Raw genomic sequence first — 21,204 nt, forward strand, 5'->3', positions numbered from 1 at the left:
TCGCGAACAGGAGGAGTGCGGCGAGGATCCTGACGCTGACGGGTACCAGTCCTGGTACTGGTCCTCGGCGACGACGGGACGGGCGGATGGCGGGCGGTGCGAGGGTCACCGGCCAGACCATCCCGACCGGCGGCGACCGGCAGGGAAACAGTCGGTGTCCAGCAGCTGGACACCACTCGGCGAGGAGGCGACGACGGGCGATCAGCGATCGCACCCGTGGTTCGATGGTCCGGCCCGAACCCGCCGACGTCCCAGGAGACCACCGTGCCGAGCGCAGCGCCCCGCGTACCGACACCGTTCGCCGGCATCGCCGTCGCCGCAGCGGCGGGGCTGCTCCTCGCCGGGTGCTCCGCGCCGCGGCAGGCCGCGGAGCCCGATCCGTCCGCCACCACCGCGCCCTCGACGGCGGGTGCACTGTCCGAGGGGTTCGCCGACGCGGCGGAGCCGCCCGCCCCCGAGGCGACGTTCAGCCCGTCGCCCGGGTCCTGGGACGGCGTGCACCCGCCCGCCGGGTACCGCGTGGTCCTGCTGTCCTCCGGCACCGTGGACGCGGACGGCGACGGCGAGGACGGCGAAACGCCCGCGCCCCGGGCGCTGATCGCCGCCGTCGAACGATGGGCAGACACCGAGCACGTCACCGTGACCCGTGTCCAGCCCCGCTCCGCCACGGACGTCCTCCCCGCAGTCGGTCGCGCCGTCGCCGCCGCACCCGACCTGGTCATCAGCGTCGGCAACGACATGGTCGACCCCGTCGCCGCGATGTCGCCGAGCGCGCTGCACCAGCAGTTCCTCGTCCTCGGGGCCGAGATCGCCGAACCCACCTCGAACGTCACCGCCGCCGACTGGACCGGCGCCGGCTTCCGCGGCGAGGGGCTCGGCACGGCGAGCCACCACGACCCCGCGACCTTCACGCCGGAGCGTGCCGGTCGAGCACTGCGTGCGGGGGTCGCTGCGGTGCTGCACGGGTTCAACGGGACGGTCGTCTGGGTGTCCTGACGGCGCTCGCGCGGCCGCGGGCCGCACGCCTGGGGCCTCGGCCTCGGGCCTCGGCATCGGGCCTCGGGCCTCGGGCCTCGGGCCTCGGAACGACGAAACCCCCGCCGGTGGGCGGGGGTTTCGCTTCGTGCGGAGACGGAGGGATTTGAACCCTCGGTCCCCTCAAAGGGGACTCCACCTTAGCAGGGTGGTGCACTCGGCCGGACTATGCGACGTCTCCACGCACTCTTGCGAGTGCTCACACCACCATACAGGAGGACGGGACCGCTCTCGACCGCGCGTTCTGCGGACACGAACGGCATGGTCCCCTGAAGTGGGGACAGGAGGGGGTTGTCGGGGCGTACCCCGGTCCGTAGCATCATCGGGACGCGGCGATCACGTTCCGGGAGTCACTCCCGTAGTCGCGACACAGCACCGACGTCGTTCCTCGAAGCACGAGCCCGGCGCGCCCGATCGCGAGGCGCTCGACGAGGAACGACACGGGGGCGCGGTTCACCACCGCGCCCCCGCCCCTCGGTCTCGCGCACGCACTCGCGCACGCTCCTTCCCATCACGCCCGCAATGGCAAGCGGGAACGGGCGTACCCGGCCGGAACGAACGACCAGGCACACCCGATCACGCCAGGCACGCCCGCTTCGACCACGTTCACCGACGCCGCGGAGCACACCGCACGCGCAAGTACGCCGCAGCGCGCACCGCACGCAGCCCCGTGCCCGCGCCGGCACCCCTCACGCCGCGCCGCGGAACCGGTCCGGCAGCGCGATGAGCCCGTCCGCGAGCGCGAGCAGCTCCCGCCGCACCCCCGGCAGGTCGTCGCCCACCGCCGCGGCCCGCGCCCGCTCCACCGCCCGCAGCCGTGCCCGCCGGTCGACCGCCACGTCGATGCCGTTCGCCACCGCGACCTCGTCCACGAAGAACATGTCGAGCAGCTCCCGCTGGGACAGCAGCCAGTCCGCACTGATCACCGCACCCGACCGCCGCAGGTACCACGACGCCATCTCGACCAGCACACCCCCCTCGGTCGCACACGCGCGCAACCACAGCGGGTCGAAGCGGTCCGCACACGGGGTGCTGGTGCCGAGCGGGTCCGCGATCATCGAACGGGCGATGCGGATCCGTTCGACGACATGGTCGACGGTCCAGTTCGCGATGACGACACCGACGTACCGCTGCACGCTCACCAGCCGGAGGGACTCGAGCGGCACGAGGGCTTCGCGGACGGGGGTGCGTGAGACACGCATGTCCTCGGCGATGGTCTCGAGCCGGAGGCGCTGCCCCCGCCGGTACTCGCCGCGCAGCACGTTGTCGAGCAGCCGCATGAAGACGGCATCGCGCAGCAGACTCCGACGGATGCCGACCGGCTCGCCGCTGCCCGGGGTGGTCCCACGATCCATCCCGCCAGGATCACGCACGGTCCGCCCCGTCTCGGTGTGAGAGGGACGGACCGTGGACCGTGCGGCTCGGCGCCGCCCTGTGCAGGAGTGCCATGCGGCGAGGTTCGCAGCCACCATCAGCAGCCGCTAAACATTCTGAGTACGAAATGCTACTTGCGCGCGGGCTCCGACTTGTCGGTGAGGACCGAGAGCGGTTGCGTGATGTCCTCCAGGCCCTTCCGCGCCGCGTCCACGCCGAAGATCAGCGCCACGACACCGCCCACGATCATCACTGCCGATCCGAGCAGGTAGCCCCAGAACAGCGGCTCCCGACTCGAGCCGTCCCCGATGAACGCGCCGTAGATGGTCGGCGCGACGGCTCCGAAGATCTGCGCGAGGGCGAAGAAGTACGAGATCGCCTGCGACCGGAGCTCGAGCGGGAAGATCTCGCTCACCGTCAGGTAGGCGCTCGACGCTCCCGCCGAGGCGAAGAAGAACGACACGCACCAGAAGACGACCTGCACGGTGGCGCTGATCGCATCGGCGCGGAACAGGAACGCCGAGGTGGCCAGCACGAGCCCCGACACCAGGTACGTCAGGAAGATCATCTGCCGCCGGCCCCAGGTGTCGAAGAACCGACCGAGGATGAGCGGGCCGAGCAGGTTGCCGATCGCGAACGGGAAGAAGTAGATCGACGTCTGCGAGGTCTTCAGCCCGAAGAAGTTCGTGAGCACGAGCGCGTAGGTGAAGAAGATCGCGTTGTAGAGGAACGCCTGCGTGATCATCATCGTGGCACCGACGAGCGTGCGCGACGGGTACTGCTTGAGCAGCACGCGGGCGATCGTGAGGAACCCGACCTTGTCGAGCGGCGTCACGGTCATGGCCTTCGAGCCGTCGACCTCCGGCAGACGCTTGCCGGTCGACTTCTCGACCGAGTCCTCGATCGAGGACACCGTGGCCTCGGCCTCCTCCTCGCGTCCGTGGGTCATCAGCCAGCGCGGACTCTCCGGGATGTGCCGACGCAGGAAGATGATCGCGATGCCGAGCACCGGGCCGAGGAAGAACCCGATGCGCCACCCGATGTTCTCGGCGAAGATCGACGTGTCGAGCAGGTAGATGTTCGCGAAGGCGCCGAGTGCCGCGCCGCCCCAGTACGTGCCGTTGATCGCGATGTCGACGTGGCCGCGGTACTTCGACGGGATCAGCTCGTCGATCGCGGAGTTGATCGCGGCGTACTCACCGCCGATGCCGAGTCCGGCGACGAACCGGAAGGCCGCGAGGAACCAGAAGTCCTGCGCGAGGCCGGCGATGCCGGAGCCGATCAGGTAGATCGCGAGCGTCAGGATGAACAGCTTCCGCCGCCCGAGCCGGTCCGACATGCGCCCGAACACGAGCGCGCCGATCACCTGCCCGAACAGGTAGATCGTGCCGAGGTAGGTCACCTGCTGCGTCGAGAGGTGCAGGTCCGCCTGGAACCCGGCGTTCGAGACGATCTGGATCTCGAGGCCGTCGAGGATCCAGGACACCCCCAACCCCACCACGACGCTCCAGTGGAACCTCGTCCACGGCAGCCTGTCCATCCTGGCCGGCACCAGGCTCTTGATCGCTCCGCTCGTGTTGCTCACGAGAGCGGAACGTACTCCGGGCTCTGCCAGCAGGTTCGCAGCCCGTTCGGAGGGTCCGCTCGCAGACGTCATCGCGCGACGCGGAAGCGGCACGAGAGCGACCACGATCCACCGCGCTCGGTACCGTGGCGGGGTGCCGCTGCAGAACTCGACCGACCGCATCCTCACCACCCACACCGGGTCGCTCCCCCGGACGCCCGAGCTCACCGCGCTCCTCGTCGCCCGCGACCAGGGGAAGCCCTACGACGAGCAGGCCCTGCGCGAGGAGACCGCTGCCGTGCTCGCCCGCACCGTCGACGCGCAGCTCGACGCCGGGCTCGACGTGGTGAACGACGGCGAGGTCCCCCGGGTCGGCTTCTCCACGTACATCCGCGAGCGGCTGTCCGGCTTCGGCGGTTCGGGACACCGGAAGCCGACGCTCGACTCGGTGAAGTTCCCCGAGTACGCCGCGTTCCAGGCGCGACAGATCGACGAGGGCGCTGAGTTCGCCCGGGTGTGGGACACCCCGGTGGCGCAGGGCCTGCTCGCCTACGACGAGGAGCGCGCCGGGATCCGCGCCGACCTCGACGGCTTCGACCGCGAGCTCGCCCGCAACGCCGCGGCCGGCCGCGCGCCCGCCGGCACGTTCATCTCCGCCGCGACGCCGGGCATCGTCGCGACGACGCTGCTCCTCGACGACGAGAACCCGCACTACCGCGACCACCGCGAGTACGTCTTCGCGCTGGCCGAGCAGCTCCGGATCGAGTACGAGGAGATCGTCGCCCGCGGTCACGTCCTGCAGCTCGACGCCCCGGACCTCGCGATGGAGCGGGTGATCCACTTCGGCGACGCGTCCCTCGACGAGTTCCTGGCCGCCGTGGACCTGCACGTCGACGCGCTCAACCACGCGCTGCAGAACATCCCGAAGGAACAGACGCGGCTGCACGTCTGCTACGGCAACTGGCAGGGCCCGCACCAGGACGACGTCCCGGTCGACGTCCTCCTCCCGCACCTGTACCGCGCCGAGGTCGGCTCGTTCAGCATCCCGTTCGGCAACCCGCGGCACGCGCACGAGTTCCCCGCGTTCCGCGACCTGCCGCTCCCGGAGGACGCGGTCCTCGTCCCCGGCGTGATCGACGTCACGACGAACTACCTGGAGCACCCGCAGCTCGTCGCGAACCGGATCGTCGAGGCCGCGGAGGCCGTCGGCGACCCGACGCGCATCGTCGCGGGCACCGACTGCGGCCTCGCCACATTCGCGAGCTACGAGTTCGTGGCGTCGGACGTCGCGTGGGCGAAGCTCCGCGCGCTGACCGAGGGCGCCGAGATCGCGAGCCGGCGCCTCTTCGGCTGACGCCGACGGCGGACTGGAGGCGCGTGGCGGGCCCGCCACGCGCCTCCAGTCCGCCGCAGGGCCGATCCGCCGTGTCGGTGCGCAGGCGTAGCGTGCAGAGCGTGACCCGACCCTCCATCAGAACGGTCGGCGAGCTCCGCGCTGCTGGGCACGTCCAGAAGTCGGTCCGCGCCGAGATCCGCGACAACCTCCTCCAGGCCCTCCGCGAGGGCCGCGACCCGTGGCCGGGCCTGCACGGCTTCGCCACCACCGTCGTCCCGCAGCTCGAACGCGCCCTCATCGCCGGGCACGACGTCGTGCTGCTCGGCGAACGCGGGCAGGGCAAGACCCGCCTGCTCCGCACCCTGCAGGGCCTGCTCGACGAGTGGACCCCCGTGATCGCCGGCTCCGAGCTCGGCGAGCACCCCTTCGAGCCGATCACGACGGCGAGCCAGCGGCGTGCCGCCGACCTCGGCGACGCGCTCCCGATCGACTGGCGGCACCGCGACGCGCGGTACGTCGAGAAGCTCGCGACGCCGGACACGAGCGTCGCCGACCTGATCGGCGACGTCGACCCGATGAAGGTCGCGGAGGGCCGCAGCCTCGGCGACCCCGAGACCATCCACTTCGGGCTCATCCCCCGCGGGCACCGCGGCATCGTCGCGATCAACGAGCTCCCCGACCTCGCCGAACGCATCCAGGTCGCGATGCTCAACGTCATGGAGGAGCGCGACGTCCAGATCCGCGGCTACGTGCTGCGCCTGCCGCTCGACGTCCTCGTCGTCGCGAGCGCCAACCCCGAGGACTACACGAACCGCGGGCGGATCATCACGCCGCTGAAGGACCGCTTCGGCGCGGAGATCCGCACGCACTACCCGATCGAGCTCGCCGACGAGATCGCCGTCATCAAGCAGGAGGCGCACCTCACCGCAGACGTGCCGGACGCCCTCATCGAGATCCTCGCCCGGTTCACCCGCGCCCTCCGCCAGTCGAGCGCCGTCGACCAGCGCAGCGGCGTCAGCGCCCGCTTCGCCATCGCCGGCGCCGAGACCATCGCCGCCGCCGCGGTGCACCGCGCAGCACGCCAGGGCGAGGACCACGCGGTCGCGCGACCGATCGACCTCGAGACCGCGGTCGACGTGCTCGGCGGCAAGATCGAGTTCGAGAACGGGGAAGAGGACCGGGCCGACGAGGTCCTCGAGCACCTCCTCCGCACCGCGACGGCCGAGACCGTGCGCTCCCGGTTCCGTGGGATCGACTTCGGCGTGCTCGTCGAGGCGCTCGACGGCGGGACGATGGTGACGACCGGTGAGCAGGTCAGCGCCCGCGCCTTCCTCGAGGGACTGCCGTCGATCGGTGAGTCCGACGTCTACGACCAGGTGTGCGAACGGCTCGGCGCCGACGACGACGGCGAACGGGCCGGCGCGATCGAGCTCGCGCTCGAGGGGCTGTTCCTCGCCCGCCGGATCAGCAAGGAGTCGGGGGGCGGCGAGGCCGTCTATGGCTAGTCGGCAGAACCGCCGCCTGAGCCGCGACGCCCGCTACGGGAAGTACGAGGGCGGGCCGGACCCGCTCGCTCCCCCGGTCGACCTGGCCGAGGCGCTCGACGCCATCGGCGAGGACGTCATGGGCGGCACGTCGCCCGAGCGCGCCATCCGCGAGTTCCTCCGCCGCGGCGGGCGCGACCAACGCGGCCTCGACGACCTCGCCCGCCGCGTGGCCGAACGGCGTCGCGAGCTGACGAGCCGGAACAACCTCGACGGCACGCTCCAGCAGGTGAAGGAGCTCCTCGACCAGGCCGTCCTCGCCGAGCGCGGGCAGCTCGCGCGCGACACCGAGCTCGACGACGGCGACCGCGCCCTCGCCGAGATGCAGCTCGACAGCCTCTCCCCCTCGCCGGCCGCCGCCGTGCAGGAGCTGAACGGCTACGACTGGAAGAGCCCGGCGGCGCGCCAGAAGTACGAGGAGATCAAGGACCTCCTCGGCCGCGAGCTGCTCGACCAGCGGTTCGCGGGCATGAAGCAGGCGCTCGAGGACGCCACCGACGAGGACCGCGCCGCCGTCGCCGAGATGATGCGCGACCTCAACCAGCTCCTCGACGACCACCGGCAGGGCACCGACACCCAGGAGCAGTTCGACGCGTTCATGGCGCAGCACGGGGAGTACTTCCCGTCGAAGCCGTCGAACGTCGAGGAGCTCCTCGACGACCTCGCCGCCCGGGCCGCCGCCGCGCAGCGGATGCGGAACTCGATGACGCAGGAGCAACGCGACGAACTCGACGCCCTGGCGCAGCAGGCCTTCGGTTCACCGGACCTGATGGGCCAGCTCGGACAGCTCGACGAGAACCTCCGGTCGCTCCGCCCCGGCGAGGACTGGGGCGGCTCGGAGCGGATGGACGGCGACCAGGGCCTCGGGCTCGGCGACGGCACCGGGGTGTTCCAGGACATCGCCGACCTCGACGCCCTCGCCGACCAGCTCGCGCAGTCCGGACCCGGCTCGGACCTCGACGACCTCGACCTCGATGCCCTCGCCCGGCAGCTCGGGAACGACGCGGCCGTCGACGCGAAGACCCTGCAGCGACTCGAGCAGGCGCTCCGGAACTCCGGCGCGCTCCGTCGCGGCACCGACGGCCAGCTCACGCTCACCCCGAAGGCGATGCGCCAGCTCGGCAAGAGCCTGCTCAAGGACGTCGCCCAGCGGATGTCCGGTCGGCAGGGCGCGCGCGACCTCCGCCGCGCCGGCGCGTCCGGAGAACCGTCGGGCGCGACCCGGCAGTGGGCCTTCGGCGACACCGAGCCGTGGGACATCCCGCGGACGATCACGAACGCGGTCACCCGGACGGCCGCATCCGGGCGTGAGGGCGCCGGCGTCCGCCTGACCATCGAGGACGTCGAGGTGCAGGAGACCGAGGCGCGGACGCAGGCCTGTGTCGCCCTGCTCGTCGACACCTCGTTCTCGATGGCGATGGAGGACCGCTGGGTCCCGATGAAGCGGACCGCGCTCGCGCTGCACACCCTCGTCAGCACCCGGTTCCGCGGCGACGACCTGCAGCTCATCGCGTTCGGGCGCGAAGCCGAGGTGATGGACGTCGAACAGCTCGTCGGCCTCGACGCGCAGTGGGACAAGGGCACGAACCTGCACCACGCGCTCCTGCTCGCGAACCGGCACTTCCGGAAGCACCCGGCAGCCCAGCCGGTCCTGCTCATCGTCACGGACGGCGAACCAACCTCGCACCTCGAACCGAACGGGCAGGTCTGGTTCGGCTACCCGCCGGACCCGATCACGATCGCGCTCACCGTGCGCGAACTCGAGAACGCCGGGCGGCTCGGTGCGCAGACCACGTTCTTCCGGCTCGGCGACGACCCCGGACTCGCCCGGTTCATCGACGCGATGGCGAAGCGGGTGGACGGCTCGGTGGTCGCTCCGGAGAACGACGACCTCGGGGTCGCGGTCGTCGGGTCCTACCTGGGGGCTCGCCGCGGCAGCCTGTTCGGTGACGACTGGGCGGTCTGAAGCGGTCGACCACCGGCCTGGAGGCACGTGGCGGGGCCCGCCACGTGCCTCCAGGTCAGAACAGCGGCCAGGGAACGGCGGGGCCGTTGCCGGGTGGCGGCGGGAACACGGCGACCGCGCGCAGCGCGGCGCAGCGCGCTCGGAGGTTGTCGACCTCGGCGACCGTCAGGTGTTCCTCGAGCGCCGCGCCGAGCTCGCCGCGGAGCCCCTCGGAGACGCGGTCGAGGCCCTCGAGCTCGTCGGCGTCGAGCGGCTCGCCGATCCATCCCCAGAGCACCGTGCGGAGCTTGTGCTCGACGTGGAAGGTCAGGCCGTGGTCGACGCCGAACCGGTGCCCGTCGGGCATGGCGAGCACGTGGCCGCCCTTCCGGTCGGCGTTGTTCACGACGACGTCGAAGACGGCCATCCGCCGGAGGGCGGTGGTGTCCTCGTGCACGAGTGTGACCGGGCGGTCCGCTTCGTCGATGGCCTCGAGCACCGGGAGCCAAGGCGCGTCGTCGGCGTCGGCGTCCTCGGTCGGGACCAGGTCGACGGCGTCCTGCCCGGGGTCGATCGTCTGCCAGCGCTGGAGCATGCCGCGCCCGTACGGCCCGTCGCCCATCCACGTCGGCGGGACGACGCCCCAGCCGAGCGCCTCGGACACCAGGTAGGCCGCGACCTCGCGGTCGGCGAGCGTGCCGTCGGGGAAGTCCCAGAGCGGGCGTTCGCCCTCGATCGGCTTGTAGACGACGGATTCGCCGTCCAGGTCGGCGAGGAAGGTGGCGTTCGAGGCCTCGCGGATGCGGGCCGTGATGCTGACGGAGCCCGCGCTCATGCGGCGCCGGGCGGACGTCCGGCGGCCACGACCTCACGCGTGCGCTCGACGAACGCGCGCGCGGTGCCGACGGGGATCTTCACCTGGAAGACCTCGGCGGGCTCGGGGATCTCGACCACCGCTTCGACCTCGTCGCCGTCCTCCGAGGTCTCGGTGAGGATCTCGAGCTCGTCGTCGATCGGGTACGCCTCGATGACCACCTGCGCGGTCGCCGGGTCGAACCCCAGGCTCAGGGCGCCGGCGCGGAACTCCGGCTCGACGGGCTGGTCGAGCGGGCCGCCGTCACGCAGTTCGGTCGGTGCGGTGGGCGGGACGCTGAAACGGTTGTCCTCGACGGTCGCGACCTCGTCGAGGAGCTCGTCGATCTTGTCCGCGAGCACCGCCGACTGCTCCTTCTCGAGCGCGACGCTCGTCACGCGGCGACCGTCGCGGGCCTGGATGTAGAAGGACCGCTCGCCCGGTCGGCCGACGGTCCCGACGACGAGACGGTCCGGCCAGTCGAACCCGTGCACGATGGTGGACATACCCGCATTGTAGGAGTGACCACCGTCGCCCGTTCAGGGTCCGACGGTCTCCGCGGCATCGTGTCCGGCGCCGCCGCCGACCGCAGCGTCCGCCGTCGGCGCCGGAGCCGCGGCGAGCCACGCGAGGTCGCCCGAGTCGGTGTTCGACGCGACGACCTCGGGCCGGTGCTCGCCGTAGCGCACGATGGACACCGAGGCGGGACCGACGGCGATGCGCTGGAACAGGTCGAGGTGCATGCCGAGGGCGTCCGCGAGGACGCTCTTGATCACGTCGCCGTGGCTCACCGCGACCCAGACGGCCGCCGGGCCGTGCGCCGCCTCGACCTCGGCGTCGATGCGACGGATCGCCGCCACCGCCCGCGACTGCATGCCCTGCATCGACTCACCGCCCGGGAACACGACGGCACTCGGGTTCGCCTGCACGGTCCGCCAGAGCGGCTCCTTCGCCAGGTCGGCGAGCTTCCGGCCCTGCCAGTCCCCGTAGTCGCACTCGGTGATCGCCCGCTCGATGCGGGTCTCGGGCTCGCCCGTCTGACGCGCGAGCACCGCACGTGCGGTCTGCCGACAGCGTTCGAGCGGGCTGGAGACCACGGCCGCGAGCGGGACGGCGGCGATGCGGTCCGCGGTGGCCTGCGCCTGCTGCCGACCGACGGCGTCGAGGGCGACCCCAGCGGTTCGGCCGGCGAGCAGTCCGGTCGCGTTCGCGGTGGTGCGTCCGTGCCGGACGAGGAGGACGGTCGCCATGCGCTCGATCCTAGGCGTCTCCCCGGTCGGAGCTCCGCGTGCATGCTGGCGCCCTTGACGTGGCCCGGTCGGGACGTTCTGATGGACGCATGATCGGGCGCCACCGCGCGGCACTCTTCGCCACGTCGACGATGACCGGGTTCGGGATCGCCTCGTGGATCACCCGGACACCGGCCGTGCGCGACGAACTCGGGGCGTCGATCGAGGCGATGGGCATCGTGCTGCTCGGGCTCTCCATCGGCTCGATGACGGGCATCCTCGGCGCCGGCGCGCTCGTCCGGCGGCTCGGCACGCGGCCGCTCGTCCTGCTCGGCGGAGCCCTGCCCGTGCTCGGCATGCTGCTCGTCGCGCTGCTCGCCCCCGCGCAGTCCGCCGCGGGCGTCTGGGCCGGGCTGTTCCTGATCGGCTTCGGGGCCGGGGTCGCCGAGATCGGGTTGAACGTCGAGGCCGCGGCCGTCGAGCGCGACCTCGGCTGTCCGGTCGTGCCGGTCCTGCATGCGTGCTTCAGCCTCGGGACGGTGCTCGGCGGGGCGACCGGCATCGCACTCACCGCCGCCCGCACGCCTGTGCTCGTCCACCTGGTGATCGCGACCGTCGTCATGGCCGGGCTCGCGGGCTCGGCGGCGGTGAACCTCCGCCGGGTGCCACGGATCACGCAGCAGGCGGACACTGCGACCGCCCCTGCTGCGCGTGCCGACGGCACCGCGGGCAGCAGGCGTCGGCTCGGCTCGGTCCTCACCGTGCAGGTGCTCCTCATCGCGGTCATCACCCTGGCGATGGCGTTCGCCGAGGGCGCCGCGAGCGACTGGCTCCCCCTGCTGATGACGACCGACCACGGGGCGCCCGAGGCGGTCGGGTCCCTCGTGTTCACCGGATTCGCCCTCGCGATGTTCGTCGGCCGGACCGCGGGCACGCCCCTCGTGGCACGGTACGGACGAGCCCCGGTCATCCGCGGCTGCGCGGCTGTCGGGGTCGTCGGGGTGCTGCTCGTCGTGGTCTCGCCGAGCCCGGTCCTGACCGCCGTCGCCGCCGGGGTCTGGGGACTGGGGATCGCCCTCGGCTTCCCGCTCGCGATCTCCGCCGCCGGCGACCATCCCACCGACGGCGACCGGCGCGTGTCCGCGGTGGCCACCGCCGGCTACATCGCGTTCCTCGCCGGGCCGCCCGCGCTCGGGTTCCTCGGCGAGCACCTGGGCCTGCAGGCGGCGATGCTCGTCCCCGCCGCCCTGCTCGTCGTCGCCCTGCTCGCCGCCCCCGCCACCCGCGCCCCCTCCGCCCTCGCCGGCCGTGCCGGGTAGACGGGAACGGTCCCCGGACAGGGCTCGCGTCGCCCGGGCAGGACGGCCATGATGGTCGGCGTGCTCGTCTCCATCGTCTACATGAGCCGCGCCGCGGTGCCCTTCGACGACGACGCCCTCGGCGAGCTCCTCCGTGAGTCCCGGCTCCGCAACGAGGCCCTCGGCGTCTCCGGTCTGCTCGTCGCGAAGGGCGGGCGGTTCATGCAGCTGCTCGAGGGGCCCGCGTGGAGCGTGGACGACCGCTTCCGGGCGATCTCGCACGACGGCCGGCACGACGAGGTGAAGTCGCTCATCCGCGAGGACATCGAGCGCCGCCGGTTCGACGGCTGGTCGATGGCTTACCGCTCCCTCGACGACGCCGACCTCGCTCGCGAGGAGGGCTTCAGCCCGTTCCTCTCCGGCACGATGGACTTCCCGCCGGCGTTCGACGCGACGAGCGCCGCGTGGCTGCTCAAGTGGTTCCGCGACCGCGAGCTGCACGACCGCTGACGCCCGTCCGGCTGCACGACCGCGGCGGCACCGGGCGATCGACCGTCAGACGGTCGAGATGCGGGAGCGACGCCGCGCGAGGACGGCGAGCACCCCGGCCACCGCGAGCGCGACGAGTCCGACGGTGCCGAGCAGGAACGAGAACCCCGCGAGGATGCCGCCGCCGATGTTCGCACCACCACCGTCGTCGACGGTGACGAACAGCGACCACATCGCGAGCGCGATCCCGGCGAAGCCGACCGCGAGCAGCGTCGTGGCGGCGGTGCGCAGCACACGTGAGAGTTCGATCATGCCTCAGTCTCCCTCGGGGAACAGCTCGCTGACCACCCCGAGCAACCGCTCGCGGTGCCGGGGGTCGGCGATCCCGCCGAGGACGATCCGCCACATCGTCGCGACCGCCGGGAACAGGTCGGCACGCCCGGTCCGGACGTCGGACACGAGTTGCACGCCGGTGAAGTACGGCACGACGCTCGCGCCGAGCTGCTCCGCGTGCAGGTCGGTCCGGAGCTCCCCGCTCGCGATCGCGAGCCGGAACACGTCGACGATCCCGGCGATCCACTGCTCGTAGAACCCGACGGTCGCAGCGGCGAACTCGCCCCGCTCGAGCGACAGGCGGATGCCGGCGCGGACGATCGGGTCGGTGCGCAGCAGGTCGGCGATCCCGCGGGACGCCCCGATCAGGGCAGCCGTGGGCGAGGAGTCGGTGTGGCTGACGACGGCGAAGGTGCGGACGTTCTGCTCGTCGATCACGCCGAGCGCGAGCGCGAGCTTCGTCGGGAAGTGGAAGTGCAGGGTGCCCTGGGAGACGCCCGCAGCGCGGGCGACGGCGCCGACCGTCGTGGCGGCGAAGCCGACGCGGTCGAACTCCTCGGCCGCGGCTCGCAGGATCAGGGCACGTCGTTCCACGCGTCCAGTCTGCCGGTCTGGAGGCGCGTCTCGGGCCCGCCCCGCGCCTCCAGACCGGGGGTCGTGCTGCCGATCCGCAGGCTCAGGCCGCGTGGCGGGCGAGCGTGATGCGCGCCTCCGGCACGTCCTGCAGGTCGCGCCCGCGGAACCAACGCAGCAGCCAGTCGGCGGGCGACCCGGCGAGGCCGGACGGCAGGCCCGAGCGCTCGGTGAGGAACGTGCTGAAGCCCTCCTCGTCACGGACGTCGGTGTCGCTCGGGTTGCCGAAGGCCATCGCCCAGCCGTCGAAGCGACGGGCGGTGATGTCCTCGCGGGAGAGCGACTTCACCTCGCGGTGACGCGGGTCGCGCTCGATGGCGGCGAAGCGGTCCTCGACGCTCCATGACGGCCCCTCGAGGACCTGCATGAACCGACCGCCCTTGGCCAGGAGGAGCCCCGAGACGCCGAGTGCCTCGTTGCGGAGTCGTGCTTCCCGCAGCATGGCCACGAGCTGGTCGTCGGTGAGTTCGTCGACGGCGACGGACATGTACACGAGGGAGGTGAGGGAGGTCATCGGCGCCAGTCTGGGTCGCGTTCGCCGCCGGGGTCAACGCGGTCGTCCGCACACCGCATCGAGGTGCGCAGAGCGGACGGACGCGCCGCTCGGACGGTCGGACCGGGCTCGTCCGTACACGGGACTCAGCGGTCGAGCACCGCGGTGAGCCGCTCCGTCGGCACCCGCTCCCCCGTCGCCTGCGTGACGGCGACCGCCTGCACGGGCTCGCCCGTCGCCCCGTCGACGAACGACAGGTCCGCGGTCCGCTCGGAGGGGCGGTGCCGGTCGGCCCACCCGCCGAGGGCGAGCAGGACCAGGGAGAGCTCGCGCCCGGCCTCGGTCAGCACGTACTCGTCGCGCGCCCGTCCCCCGTCGGGCTTGTACGTCCGCCGTTCGAGCACCCCGCCCTCGACGAGCGACCCGAGCCGCGCGGTGAGGACCTCGCGCGGCACGCCGAGGTTCTGCTGGAACTGGCTGAAGCGGGTCGCCCCGGCGAGAGCGTCCCGCACGACCATGAGGGTCCACTTCTCGCCGAGGACGTCGAGGGACCGCGCGATGGGGCAGCGCTCGTCGCCGCCGAGGATGCCGAGCATGGACAGATCCTACCTGGGTTCGGAATGCGGACACAACGTGCTAGGTTCGGAACTCGTACCCAGATGCACTGAACGGAGCACACCATGACCGACCTCTCGAACGCCGTCGTCCTCGTCACCGGGGCGAACGGCGGCCTCGGCACCGAGTTCGTCCACCAGGCCCTCGCCCGTGGCGCCGCGAAGGTCTACGCGACCGCCCGCACGCCGCGCACCTGGGACGACGAGCGGATCGTGCCGCTCGCCCTCGACGTCACCGACCAGGCGAGCGTCGACGCCGCCGCCCGCGCCTCCTCGGACGTCACGATCGTGGTCAACAACGCGGGGATCGGCGGCGCCGAACCGCTGCTCGCCACGAGCGTCGAGGACGTCGAGCGGGTGTTCGCCACGAACGTCTTCGGTGCGCTCCGGGTCGCGAAGGCCTTCGCACCGCAGCTCGCCGGCGGGGCCCTCGTCGACGTGCACTCGGTGCTCAGCTGGATCGCCCTCGCCGGCGGCTACTCGGCGTCGAAGGCCGCCTTCTGGTCCATCACGAACTCGCTCCGCCTCGAGCTCGCGCCGCAGGGCACACAGGTCGTCGGCGCGCACCTCGGCTACACCGACACCGGCATGACCGCCGACCTCGACGTCGAGAAGGCCGACCCGGCGGACATCGTCGCCGCCGTGTGGGACGCGGTCGAGGCCGGCGAGCACGAGGTCCTGGCGGACGAGGTCAGCAGGAACGTCCGCGCCGGCCTCAGCGCTCCGCTGGGCGCGCTGTACCCGGCACTACGCTGACCGAATGACGGGGGCTGTCGCAGGGGACGAGACGGGCTGGACGTCGGCAGGCCGTGCTGCCGTGTACTGGGTGATCTCCGCACTCGGTGTGCTGGGTGGGACCGCCACCTGGCTCTTCCTGTACCTCATGACCGAGGAGGCCACCCGCGGCGCGCGCCCCGACCACTCCGGCGCGAACCCGAACACCGGCATGGCGTTCGGCGGACTCGTGGCGGGGCACCTGATCGGGCTCGCGGTGCTCGTCGTCGCGGCGCAGTGGGCCCGGCGGGATCCACGGTCCGCGGCGCGGTTCGCCGGCTTCGCGTTCGTGGTCGACTCCCTGGTGGGGCTGGTGCTGTCGCTCCTGCTGACGGGCGGCGACCTCGTGGTCCCGTGGCCGCAGCGGCCGTACCAGCCCTGAGGGCGGTGGACGACCCCACAGACAGACGGGAGGCGCGGTGCCAGCCGGCACCGCGCCTCCCGTCTGTTGCTGGGTCGCGTCAGGCCGCGTCGTCGGCCGTGATCGCGGCGCGCAGCTCGGCGGCTGCCGCTGCCACGTCGTCGGCGCTGTAGATCGCGCTGCCGGCGACCGCAATGCGGGCGCCCGAGGCCTGTACGGAGGCGATGGTGTCGGGCTTGATGCCACCGGCGACCGAGAACGGCACGCCCGAGGCCTCGCCGTCGCGCAGGAGGGTCTCGAAGGTGAAGCCCTCCTCGGCCTGCTCGTCGAGGCCAGCGTGCATCTCGACGAACTCGGCGCCGAGCGCGACGACCTCCTTGGCGCGGGCAGCCTTGTCCTCGACCCCGATCAGGTCGACGACGATGCCCTTGCCGTGCGCCTTCGCGGCCTTGACGGCACCGGCGATCGTGGAGTCGCCCGCGACACCGAGCACGGTGACCAGGTCGGCACCGGCCCAGAACGCGATGTCGGCCTCGAGCTCACCGGCGTCCATCGTCTTGAGGTCGGCGAACACGACCTTGTCCGGGTGTGCCTCCTTGATCGCGGTGATGGCGGAGAGGCCGGCGCTCTTGATGAGCGGGGTGCCGAGCTCGATGACGTCGACGTACGGCGCGGCCTTGCCGGCGAGGTCGAGGGCGTCCTCGGTGGTCAGGGTGTCCATGGCGAACTGGAGCTGCATGGTGGTGTCCTTCCGGTGGTGGGTCGTGGGGCATGGCGGGCGCGGCTCGCGCGCTGCGTCACTCGAGGTTGGCGTGGCGGGGCCACAGGTCATCGGCGGAGTGTCCGCTGCGCTGCCAGAGCGCGTGGAACAGCGCGTCGCCGAGCAGCGCGACGCCCTGCTCGAAGAGGCTCCCGGCGTACTGCGCCGAGGCGGCACCCGAGCGGTCGGTCTTCGTGGCGGCCGGGAGCACGAGCGTGACCGCGGCCACCTCGGCGAGCGGCGAGTCGTCGGTCGTCGACACGGCGAGCACCTGCGCACCGACGTCGGTCGCGGTCCGCGCGGCCTGGACGATCCCGCCGGTCGTGCCTGAGCCGCTCGCGACGAGCAGGACGTCGCCCTGCCGGATCGCCGGGGTCGTGACCTCGCCGACGACCTGCACGTCGAGCCCGAGGTGCATGAGGCGCATCGCGGTCATCCGGAGCGCGAGGCCCGAGCGTCCGGCGCCGTGCACGAAGACCCGCTCGGCGTCGCCGAGCAGGTCGAGGGCACGCTCGAAGGGGGCCTGATCGGCGTCGCGGACGGTGGCGATCAGGTCCTGCAGCTCCGAGCCGATCAGGTCGAGCGCCTCGGCGACGGTGGTGTTGGCCATGGCAACGATGCTGCTCGCGTCCGCCTGGGTCCGCCGCTGCCCGGGCAGGCGGTACCCCCACCCGATCGGGTGGGGCCGTCCGTCCGGGTGGGACGGGTACGTTCGGCGTCGTGGGAACCGACACCGACGCTGCAGCCAGCAGGACGGCGGCCGCCGAGCACGCCCGGACCGTCGCCGAGCAGGCCGACCGGCACGCGCTGACGTTGGAGTCCGTGCTCGCCGTCCTCCGCTCCCCCCGGCTCTCCGACGCCGCCGCACGCACCGAGGCCGTCGAGATCGCCTCCGCCGCACTCGTCGAACTCCGCACCGTGACCGACCGGCAGCGCACCACCCTGCTCGAACCCGTCACCGGAGCGTTCTCCCGACTCCGGGCCGACCTCCGCCCGCTCGTGCGGTTCGGCGACCTCGACGTGCAGTTCGTCGAACCGCCGACGACCGGCCGCGCGCTGCCCGGGGACGTCGCACACAGCGCCCGCGCCATCGTCCGGACCGCGGTGCTCGCCCTCGTCGACGACGGCGTCGCCCGTCGGGTCCGCATCCAGTGGGACTGCGACGGCCGGAACCTGCTCATGCAGCTCCGCGACGACGGTGCCGGCACGCTCGACGTGCACGACGACGCCGTCCGCCCGATCGGTGAGCGCGTCGTCGCCCTCGACGGCACCATGCACGTCGACTCCACGCCTGGCTGGGGTTCCACGCTCGACATCTCCCTGCCGCTCGACCCCGCGCCCGGGGCGGTCGACGTCCCCGAGGACCAGGGCCTGACCGACCGGGAGCGCGAGGTGCTGCGGCTCGTCGTCACCGGCGTCGGGAACCGCGAAATCGCCGACTCGCTCGGGATCAGTCCGAACACGGTGAAGTACCACGTGGCGAACCTGCTCCGGAAGCACGGCGCGCGGACGCGGGCGGAGCTGGCGGCGTTCAGCGCCCGGGGGTGAACGGCGGACGGTGCGGTCCGGTCCGGTCCGTCCGCTCGCGAGTTCACGGGCTCAGCGACATCTCACGGCGACGCGACCGCGTGAGGTGTCGCTCAGCGCGTGAGGTCGCCTGGACCCGCCGCTGACCACCCGCCTCAGGCGTCCGGCGCGAGCACCTGGAACATGACGTGGTCGCGCCACCGACCGGCGATCCGGATGTACTCCGGGGCGAGCCCGTACCGCGTGAAGCCGTTGCGCTCGAGCGCCCGCTGCGACGCGGCGTTCTCCGGCAGCGTCTCGGCCTGCACCCGGTGCAGTCCGAGCTCCGCGAACGCATGCTGCACCGCGAGGCCGACCGCCCGCGTCGCGTGCCCCTGCCGCGTCCGGTCCGCCCGGACCCAGTAGCCGAGCGCGCAGGACTGCAGCGCCCCGCGGGTGACGCCGCTCAGCGTGATCCGGCCGAGCAGCTCGTCGTCCGCGCCGACGATCACGAACGGCACCGAGCCGCCGGACTGTGCCGCCGCGAGCAGTCCGCCGATCGTGGCCCGCTGCCCGGCCTCGGTGAAGTAGGCGTCGGGGCGGGTCGGCTCGAACGGGCGCAGGTGGTCGGCGCTCGCGGTGACGATCGCGGCCAGCTCGGCGGCGTCGGACAGCTCGACTCGGCGGAGACGCGTCTCGGTGCTCATGTGCGGAGGGTGTGGGATTCGAACCCACGAGACATCACTGCCCACCTGTTTTCAAGACAGGCTCCATCGGCCGCTCGGACAACCCTCCAGCGACGCGACCACGTGGCGAGACGTGGTCGCGTCCCGACGAGTGTACCGGCCCCTCGTTCCCTAGCGCGGCAGCGAGTCCAGCGCTGCCGCGAGCCCGTCGTCGGTGACGCCGCCGATCAGCTCGTTCCCGGCGTCCACGACGTCCTCGGGCGCCTGCCCCATCACGACGCCGCGGCCGGAGGTGGACGCCCAGCGGAGCATGTCGATGTCGTTCCGGCCGTCGCCGGCGGCGAACACCCGGGAGCGCGGGATGTCGAGCCACTCGCGGACCCGCTCCATCGCGGTGGCCTTCGTCACGCCCTCGGGAGCGATGTCGAGCCACGACGTCCAGCCGACCGAGTAGGAGACCTTGTGCAGGCCCATCTGCTCGACGACCTGCAGGAAGTCCTCGGTGTCGTGCCCGGGCGAGATCACGACGACGCGGGTGGCCTCGATGCCGAGCAGCTGCTCGAAGGGCACGTGCTCGCCGGCGACGGTCATGGTGTCGTCGGGGAAGTTCCCGGACAGCAGGAAGTGTCCGGTCTCGTCCTCGACGCCGAACGCGGCGTTCTCGAGGGCGCCGTGGATGGTCTGCAGCACCTCGGACGGGTCGAACCGCTCGACGTGCACACGCTCGTAGCTGCCGTCGCCGCGGCGGGCGAGGGTGAGGGCGCCGTTCGCGCAGACGACGTACTTCGACCGGATGCCGAGGCGTTCGAGCAGCGGGATCGTCATGCCCTCGCTGCGTCCGGTGGAGAGCATGACCTCGTGGCCGGCGGCCTCGGCCTCCTGCACGGCGGCGATCACGGTGTCGGTGATGACGCCGTCCTCACGCATGGTGGTGCCGTCGACGTCGAGGGCGACGAGCCAGCGCTTGGTGCGAGCAGGCGCGGCAGCCGCAGCGCCGTCACCGGCACCCGCGGCGCCGGTCGCGCCGGCTGCGGGGCCACCGCCCTGCGCCGACCCGTCGACGAACCGCCCGGAGGTGCTCATCGGGGCTCGATCACCTCGACGCCGCCGAGGTAGGGGCGCAGCACCTCGGGGACGACGACCGAGCCGTCCGCCTGCTGGTGCGTCTCGAGGATCGCGACGATCCAGCGGGTGGTCGCGAGCGTGCCGTTGAGCGTGGCGACCGGCGCCGTCTTGCCGCTCTCGGTCCGGTACCGGATGTCGAGGCGACGCGCCTGGAACGTCGTGCAGTTCGACGTCGAGGTCAGCTCGCGGAAGGTGCCCTGCGTCGGGACCCATGCCTCGATGTCGTACTTGCGCGCCGCGCTCGTGCCGAGGTCGCCGCCGGCGACGTCGATCACGCGGTAGTGCAGGCCGAGGTCCTGCATCATCGACTCCTGCATCGCCACGAGCCGCTGGTGCTCGGTCTCGGCGTGCTCGGGCAGGACGTACGAGAACATCTCGAGCTTGTTGAACTGGTGCACGCGGAGGATGCCGCGGTTGTCCTTGCCCGCCGAGCCGGCCTCACGCCGGTAGCAGGTCGACCAGCCGGCGTAGCGGAGGCCCTGACCCGACTCGGGCAGCGCGAGGATCTCGTCGGCGTGGAACCCGGCGAGCGCGACCTCGCTCGTGCCGGTCAGGTACAGGTCGTCGGCCTCGAGCCGGTAGACCTCCGCCGCGTGCTCGCCGAGGAAGCCGGTGCCGGCCATCGTCTCGGGGCGGACGAGGGTCGGGGTGATGAGCGGCTCGAACCCGTTCTCGACCGCGCGGTCGAGGCCGAGGTTCATGAGCGCGATCTCGAGCCGGGCGCCGAGGCCACGGAGGAAGTAGAAGCGCGATCCGGACACCTTGACGCCGCGCGGGATGTCGATGATGCCGAGGTGCTCGCCGAGGTCGGCGTGGTCCTTCGGCTCGAAGTCGAACGTGGGCTTGGTGCCGACGGTGCGCAGCGTGACGAAGTCGTCCTCGCCGCCCTTCGGCACGTCCGGCAGCACCACGTTCGGGATCGCGCGGGCGGTGCGGTCGAACGCCTCCTCCGCCGCCGTGACCTCGGCCTGGGCGTCCTTCACCTTCGCGGCAAGCGCCTGCGCCTGCTGCACGAGCGCCGGCTTCTCGTCCTTCGGCGCCTTCGCGACCGTCTTGCCGAAGGCGTTCTGCTCGGCGCGGAGCGACTCGAACGCGGTGATCGCGGCACGGCGCGCCGCGTCCGCGGCGGCGGCCTCGTCGACGACGGCGACGGAGGCGCCACGCGCCTCCTGCGAGGCCTTGATGACGTCCGGGTTGTCGCGCAGGAGCTGGGGGTCGATCACCGGGCCATCCTAGCCAGGACCGGTTGCGG

Annotated in this window: 23 protein-coding genes and 2 tRNA genes; 9 read left to right on the forward strand and 16 right to left on the reverse strand. The window is 72.4% G+C overall.

Translation table 11 applies throughout. The features are described 5' to 3' along the window. Positions 1 to 264: 264 nt before the first annotated feature. Complete coding sequence (locus ACY3FI_RS12735; RefSeq protein WP_462547924.1) at positions 265 to 996, forward strand: type 1 periplasmic-binding domain-containing protein; 732 nt, start codon at positions 265 to 267, stop codon at positions 994 to 996. A 130-nt stretch (positions 997 to 1,126) separates the two neighbouring features. Here the strand turns inward: ACY3FI_RS12735 and ACY3FI_RS12740 are convergent. The 3 genes from ACY3FI_RS12740 to ACY3FI_RS12750 all read right to left on the reverse strand — a co-directional run bounded on the left by ACY3FI_RS12740 (position 1,127) and on the right by ACY3FI_RS12750 (position 3,994). Beyond that, positions 1,127 to 1,216, reverse strand: a tRNA-Ser gene (locus ACY3FI_RS12740). A gap of 508 nt (positions 1,217 to 1,724) precedes the next feature. Beyond that, positions 1,725 to 2,390, reverse strand: a complete 666-nt coding sequence (locus tag ACY3FI_RS12745; RefSeq protein WP_462547925.1) for a GntR family transcriptional regulator — start codon at positions 2,388 to 2,390, stop codon at positions 1,725 to 1,727. Between the two features lie 149 nt (positions 2,391 to 2,539). Continuing rightward, positions 2,540 to 3,994, reverse strand: coding sequence for an MFS transporter (locus ACY3FI_RS12750; protein ID WP_462547926.1), 1,455 nt, complete (start codon positions 3,992 to 3,994; stop codon positions 2,540 to 2,542). A gap of 133 nt (positions 3,995 to 4,127) precedes the next feature. Between ACY3FI_RS12750 and ACY3FI_RS12755 the strand changes: the two genes are divergently transcribed. From ACY3FI_RS12755 to ACY3FI_RS12765, 3 genes are all read left to right on the forward strand, one after another. Further along, positions 4,128 to 5,327, forward strand: coding sequence for a cobalamin-independent methionine synthase II family protein (locus ACY3FI_RS12755; protein ID WP_462547927.1), 1,200 nt, complete (start codon positions 4,128 to 4,130; stop codon positions 5,325 to 5,327). 101 nt (positions 5,328 to 5,428) lie between these two features. Continuing rightward, positions 5,429 to 6,814, forward strand: a complete 1,386-nt coding sequence (locus tag ACY3FI_RS12760; RefSeq protein ID WP_462547928.1) for a magnesium chelatase ATPase subunit I — start codon at positions 5,429 to 5,431, stop codon at positions 6,812 to 6,814. Continuing rightward, the gene (locus ACY3FI_RS12765; protein WP_462547929.1) at positions 6,807 to 8,819 is read left to right on the forward strand and encodes a vWA domain-containing protein; all 2,013 of its coding nucleotides are present in this window, start codon (positions 6,807 to 6,809) and stop codon (positions 8,817 to 8,819) included. The genes ACY3FI_RS12760 and ACY3FI_RS12765 overlap by 8 nt, the downstream gene beginning before the upstream one ends. A 55-nt stretch (positions 8,820 to 8,874) precedes the next feature. Here ACY3FI_RS12765 and ACY3FI_RS12770 read toward each other — a convergent pair whose 3' ends face one another. Genes ACY3FI_RS12770 through ACY3FI_RS12780 form a run of 3 tightly spaced genes read right to left on the reverse strand, consistent with a single transcriptional unit; the run spans position 8,875 to position 10,901 of the window. Next, the gene (locus ACY3FI_RS12770; RefSeq protein WP_462547930.1) at positions 8,875 to 9,633 is read right to left on the reverse strand and encodes an SCO1664 family protein; all 759 of its coding nucleotides are present in this window, start codon (positions 9,631 to 9,633) and stop codon (positions 8,875 to 8,877) included. Then, entirely contained in the window at positions 9,630 to 10,157 is a 528-nt protein-coding gene (locus ACY3FI_RS12775; protein ID WP_462547931.1) for a DUF3090 domain-containing protein, read from the reverse strand. Before ACY3FI_RS12775 ends, ACY3FI_RS12770 begins: the two co-directional genes overlap by 4 nt. A gap of 33 nt (positions 10,158 to 10,190) precedes the next feature. Then, on the reverse strand, positions 10,191 to 10,901 hold the full coding sequence (locus ACY3FI_RS12780; protein WP_462547932.1) for an MSMEG_4193 family putative phosphomutase: 711 nt from the start codon (positions 10,899 to 10,901) through the stop codon (positions 10,191 to 10,193). An 89-nt stretch (positions 10,902 to 10,990) separates the two neighbouring features. On the opposite strand from ACY3FI_RS12780, the gene ACY3FI_RS12785 reads away from it, so the two are divergent. After that, on the forward strand, positions 10,991 to 12,199 hold the full coding sequence (locus ACY3FI_RS12785) for an MFS transporter (RefSeq protein ID WP_462547933.1): 1,209 nt from the start codon (positions 10,991 to 10,993) through the stop codon (positions 12,197 to 12,199). Positions 12,200 to 12,259: 60 nt separating this feature from the next. After that, entirely contained in the window at positions 12,260 to 12,688 is a 429-nt protein-coding gene (locus ACY3FI_RS12790; protein WP_462547934.1) for a BLUF domain-containing protein, read from the forward strand. Between the two features lie 45 nt (positions 12,689 to 12,733). On the opposite strand, the gene ACY3FI_RS12795 is transcribed toward ACY3FI_RS12790, so the two are convergent. The 4 genes from ACY3FI_RS12795 to ACY3FI_RS12810 form a co-directional block, all read right to left on the reverse strand. Beyond that, complete coding sequence (locus ACY3FI_RS12795) at positions 12,734 to 12,979, reverse strand: hypothetical protein (protein ID WP_462547935.1); 246 nt, start codon at positions 12,977 to 12,979, stop codon at positions 12,734 to 12,736. Between the two features lie 3 nt (positions 12,980 to 12,982). Further along, a complete protein-coding gene (locus tag ACY3FI_RS12800) occupies positions 12,983 to 13,594 on the reverse strand; it encodes a ScbR family autoregulator-binding transcription factor (protein ID WP_462547936.1) in 612 nt (203 codons plus the stop codon). Positions 13,595 to 13,676: 82 nt separating this feature from the next. Then, the gene (locus tag ACY3FI_RS12805) at positions 13,677 to 14,147 is read right to left on the reverse strand and encodes a BLUF domain-containing protein (protein ID WP_462547937.1); all 471 of its coding nucleotides are present in this window, start codon (positions 14,145 to 14,147) and stop codon (positions 13,677 to 13,679) included. Positions 14,148 to 14,272: 125 nt separating this feature from the next. After that, positions 14,273 to 14,722, reverse strand: a complete 450-nt coding sequence (locus ACY3FI_RS12810) for a winged helix-turn-helix transcriptional regulator (protein ID WP_462547938.1) — start codon at positions 14,720 to 14,722, stop codon at positions 14,273 to 14,275. Between the two features lie 84 nt (positions 14,723 to 14,806). Here ACY3FI_RS12810 and ACY3FI_RS12815 point away from each other — a divergent pair, with 84 nt between their 5' ends. Then, on the forward strand, positions 14,807 to 15,496 hold the full coding sequence (locus tag ACY3FI_RS12815) for an SDR family oxidoreductase (protein WP_462547939.1): 690 nt from the start codon (positions 14,807 to 14,809) through the stop codon (positions 15,494 to 15,496). 4 nt (positions 15,497 to 15,500) lie between these two features. Beyond that, positions 15,501 to 15,896: a hypothetical protein gene (locus tag ACY3FI_RS12820; protein ID WP_462547940.1), complete on the forward strand. Its 396-nt coding sequence runs from the start codon at positions 15,501 to 15,503 to the stop codon at positions 15,894 to 15,896. 79 nt (positions 15,897 to 15,975) lie between these two features. Here the strand turns inward: ACY3FI_RS12820 and hxlA are convergent, their stop codons facing one another. Further along, on the reverse strand, positions 15,976 to 16,614 hold the full coding sequence (gene hxlA / locus ACY3FI_RS12825; RefSeq protein ID WP_462547941.1) for a 3-hexulose-6-phosphate synthase: 639 nt from the start codon (positions 16,612 to 16,614) through the stop codon (positions 15,976 to 15,978). A gap of 58 nt (positions 16,615 to 16,672) precedes the next feature. Further along, positions 16,673 to 17,245, reverse strand: coding sequence for a 6-phospho-3-hexuloisomerase (gene hxlB / locus ACY3FI_RS12830; protein ID WP_462547942.1), 573 nt, complete (start codon positions 17,243 to 17,245; stop codon positions 16,673 to 16,675). Between the two features lie 110 nt (positions 17,246 to 17,355). Here hxlB and ACY3FI_RS12835 point away from each other — a divergent pair, with 110 nt between their 5' ends. Next, positions 17,356 to 18,183, forward strand: coding sequence for a helix-turn-helix transcriptional regulator (locus ACY3FI_RS12835; RefSeq protein ID WP_462547943.1), 828 nt, complete (start codon positions 17,356 to 17,358; stop codon positions 18,181 to 18,183). 134 nt (positions 18,184 to 18,317) lie between these two features. Here ACY3FI_RS12835 and ACY3FI_RS12840 read toward each other — a convergent pair whose 3' ends face one another. From ACY3FI_RS12840 to serS, 4 genes are all read right to left on the reverse strand, one after another. Then, positions 18,318 to 18,848 carry a GNAT family N-acetyltransferase gene (locus ACY3FI_RS12840; protein WP_462547944.1) on the reverse strand — a complete coding sequence of 177 codons (531 nt, stop codon included), beginning with the start codon at positions 18,846 to 18,848 and terminating at the stop codon, positions 18,318 to 18,320. A 3-nt stretch (positions 18,849 to 18,851) separates the two neighbouring features. After that, positions 18,852 to 18,936, reverse strand: a tRNA-Ser gene (locus tag ACY3FI_RS12845). 62 nt (positions 18,937 to 18,998) lie between these two features. Beyond that, positions 18,999 to 19,910, reverse strand: a complete 912-nt coding sequence (locus ACY3FI_RS12850; protein WP_462547946.1) for an HAD family hydrolase — start codon at positions 19,908 to 19,910, stop codon at positions 18,999 to 19,001. Continuing rightward, the gene (serS, locus tag ACY3FI_RS12855; RefSeq protein WP_462547947.1) at positions 19,907 to 21,175 is read right to left on the reverse strand and encodes a serine--tRNA ligase; all 1,269 of its coding nucleotides are present in this window, start codon (positions 21,173 to 21,175) and stop codon (positions 19,907 to 19,909) included. Before serS ends, ACY3FI_RS12850 begins: the two co-directional genes overlap by 4 nt. Positions 21,176 to 21,204: the final 29 nt, after the last annotated feature.

Source organism: Curtobacterium sp. RM9 (assembly GCF_054956955.1).

What these genes read in the sequence shown, in the direction of transcription:
- ACY3FI_RS12745 (WP_462547925.1), bottom strand. Translation starts at nt 2,390, where the DNA reads ATGGATCGTGGGACCACCCCGGGCAGCGGCGAGCCGGTCGGCATCCGT.
- ACY3FI_RS12765 (WP_462547929.1), top strand. Translation starts at nt 6,807, where the DNA reads ATGGCTAGTCGGCAGAACCGCCGCCTGAGCCGCGACGCCCGCTACGGG.
- ACY3FI_RS12770 (WP_462547930.1), bottom strand. Translation starts at nt 9,633, where the DNA reads ATGAGCGCGGGCTCCGTCAGCATCACGGCCCGCATCCGCGAGGCCTCG.
- ACY3FI_RS12775 (WP_462547931.1), bottom strand. Translation starts at nt 10,157, where the DNA reads ATGTCCACCATCGTGCACGGGTTCGACTGGCCGGACCGTCTCGTCGTC.
- ACY3FI_RS12780 (WP_462547932.1), bottom strand. Translation starts at nt 10,901, where the DNA reads ATGGCGACCGTCCTCCTCGTCCGGCACGGACGCACCACCGCGAACGCG.
- ACY3FI_RS12785 (WP_462547933.1), top strand. Translation starts at nt 10,991, where the DNA reads ATGATCGGGCGCCACCGCGCGGCACTCTTCGCCACGTCGACGATGACC.
- ACY3FI_RS12795 (WP_462547935.1), bottom strand. Translation starts at nt 12,979, where the DNA reads ATGATCGAACTCTCACGTGTGCTGCGCACCGCCGCCACGACGCTGCTC.
- ACY3FI_RS12805 (WP_462547937.1), bottom strand. Translation starts at nt 14,147, where the DNA reads ATGACCTCCCTCACCTCCCTCGTGTACATGTCCGTCGCCGTCGACGAA.
- ACY3FI_RS12810 (WP_462547938.1), bottom strand. Translation starts at nt 14,722, where the DNA reads ATGCTCGGCATCCTCGGCGGCGACGAGCGCTGCCCCATCGCGCGGTCC.
- ACY3FI_RS12815 (WP_462547939.1), top strand. Translation starts at nt 14,807, where the DNA reads ATGACCGACCTCTCGAACGCCGTCGTCCTCGTCACCGGGGCGAACGGC.
- ACY3FI_RS12820 (WP_462547940.1), top strand. Translation starts at nt 15,501, where the DNA reads ATGACGGGGGCTGTCGCAGGGGACGAGACGGGCTGGACGTCGGCAGGC.
- hxlA (WP_462547941.1), bottom strand. Translation starts at nt 16,614, where the DNA reads ATGCAGCTCCAGTTCGCCATGGACACCCTGACCACCGAGGACGCCCTC.
- hxlB (WP_462547942.1), bottom strand. Translation starts at nt 17,245, where the DNA reads ATGGCCAACACCACCGTCGCCGAGGCGCTCGACCTGATCGGCTCGGAG.
- ACY3FI_RS12840 (WP_462547944.1), bottom strand. Translation starts at nt 18,848, where the DNA reads ATGAGCACCGAGACGCGTCTCCGCCGAGTCGAGCTGTCCGACGCCGCC.
- ACY3FI_RS12850 (WP_462547946.1), bottom strand. Translation starts at nt 19,910, where the DNA reads ATGAGCACCTCCGGGCGGTTCGTCGACGGGTCGGCGCAGGGCGGTGGC.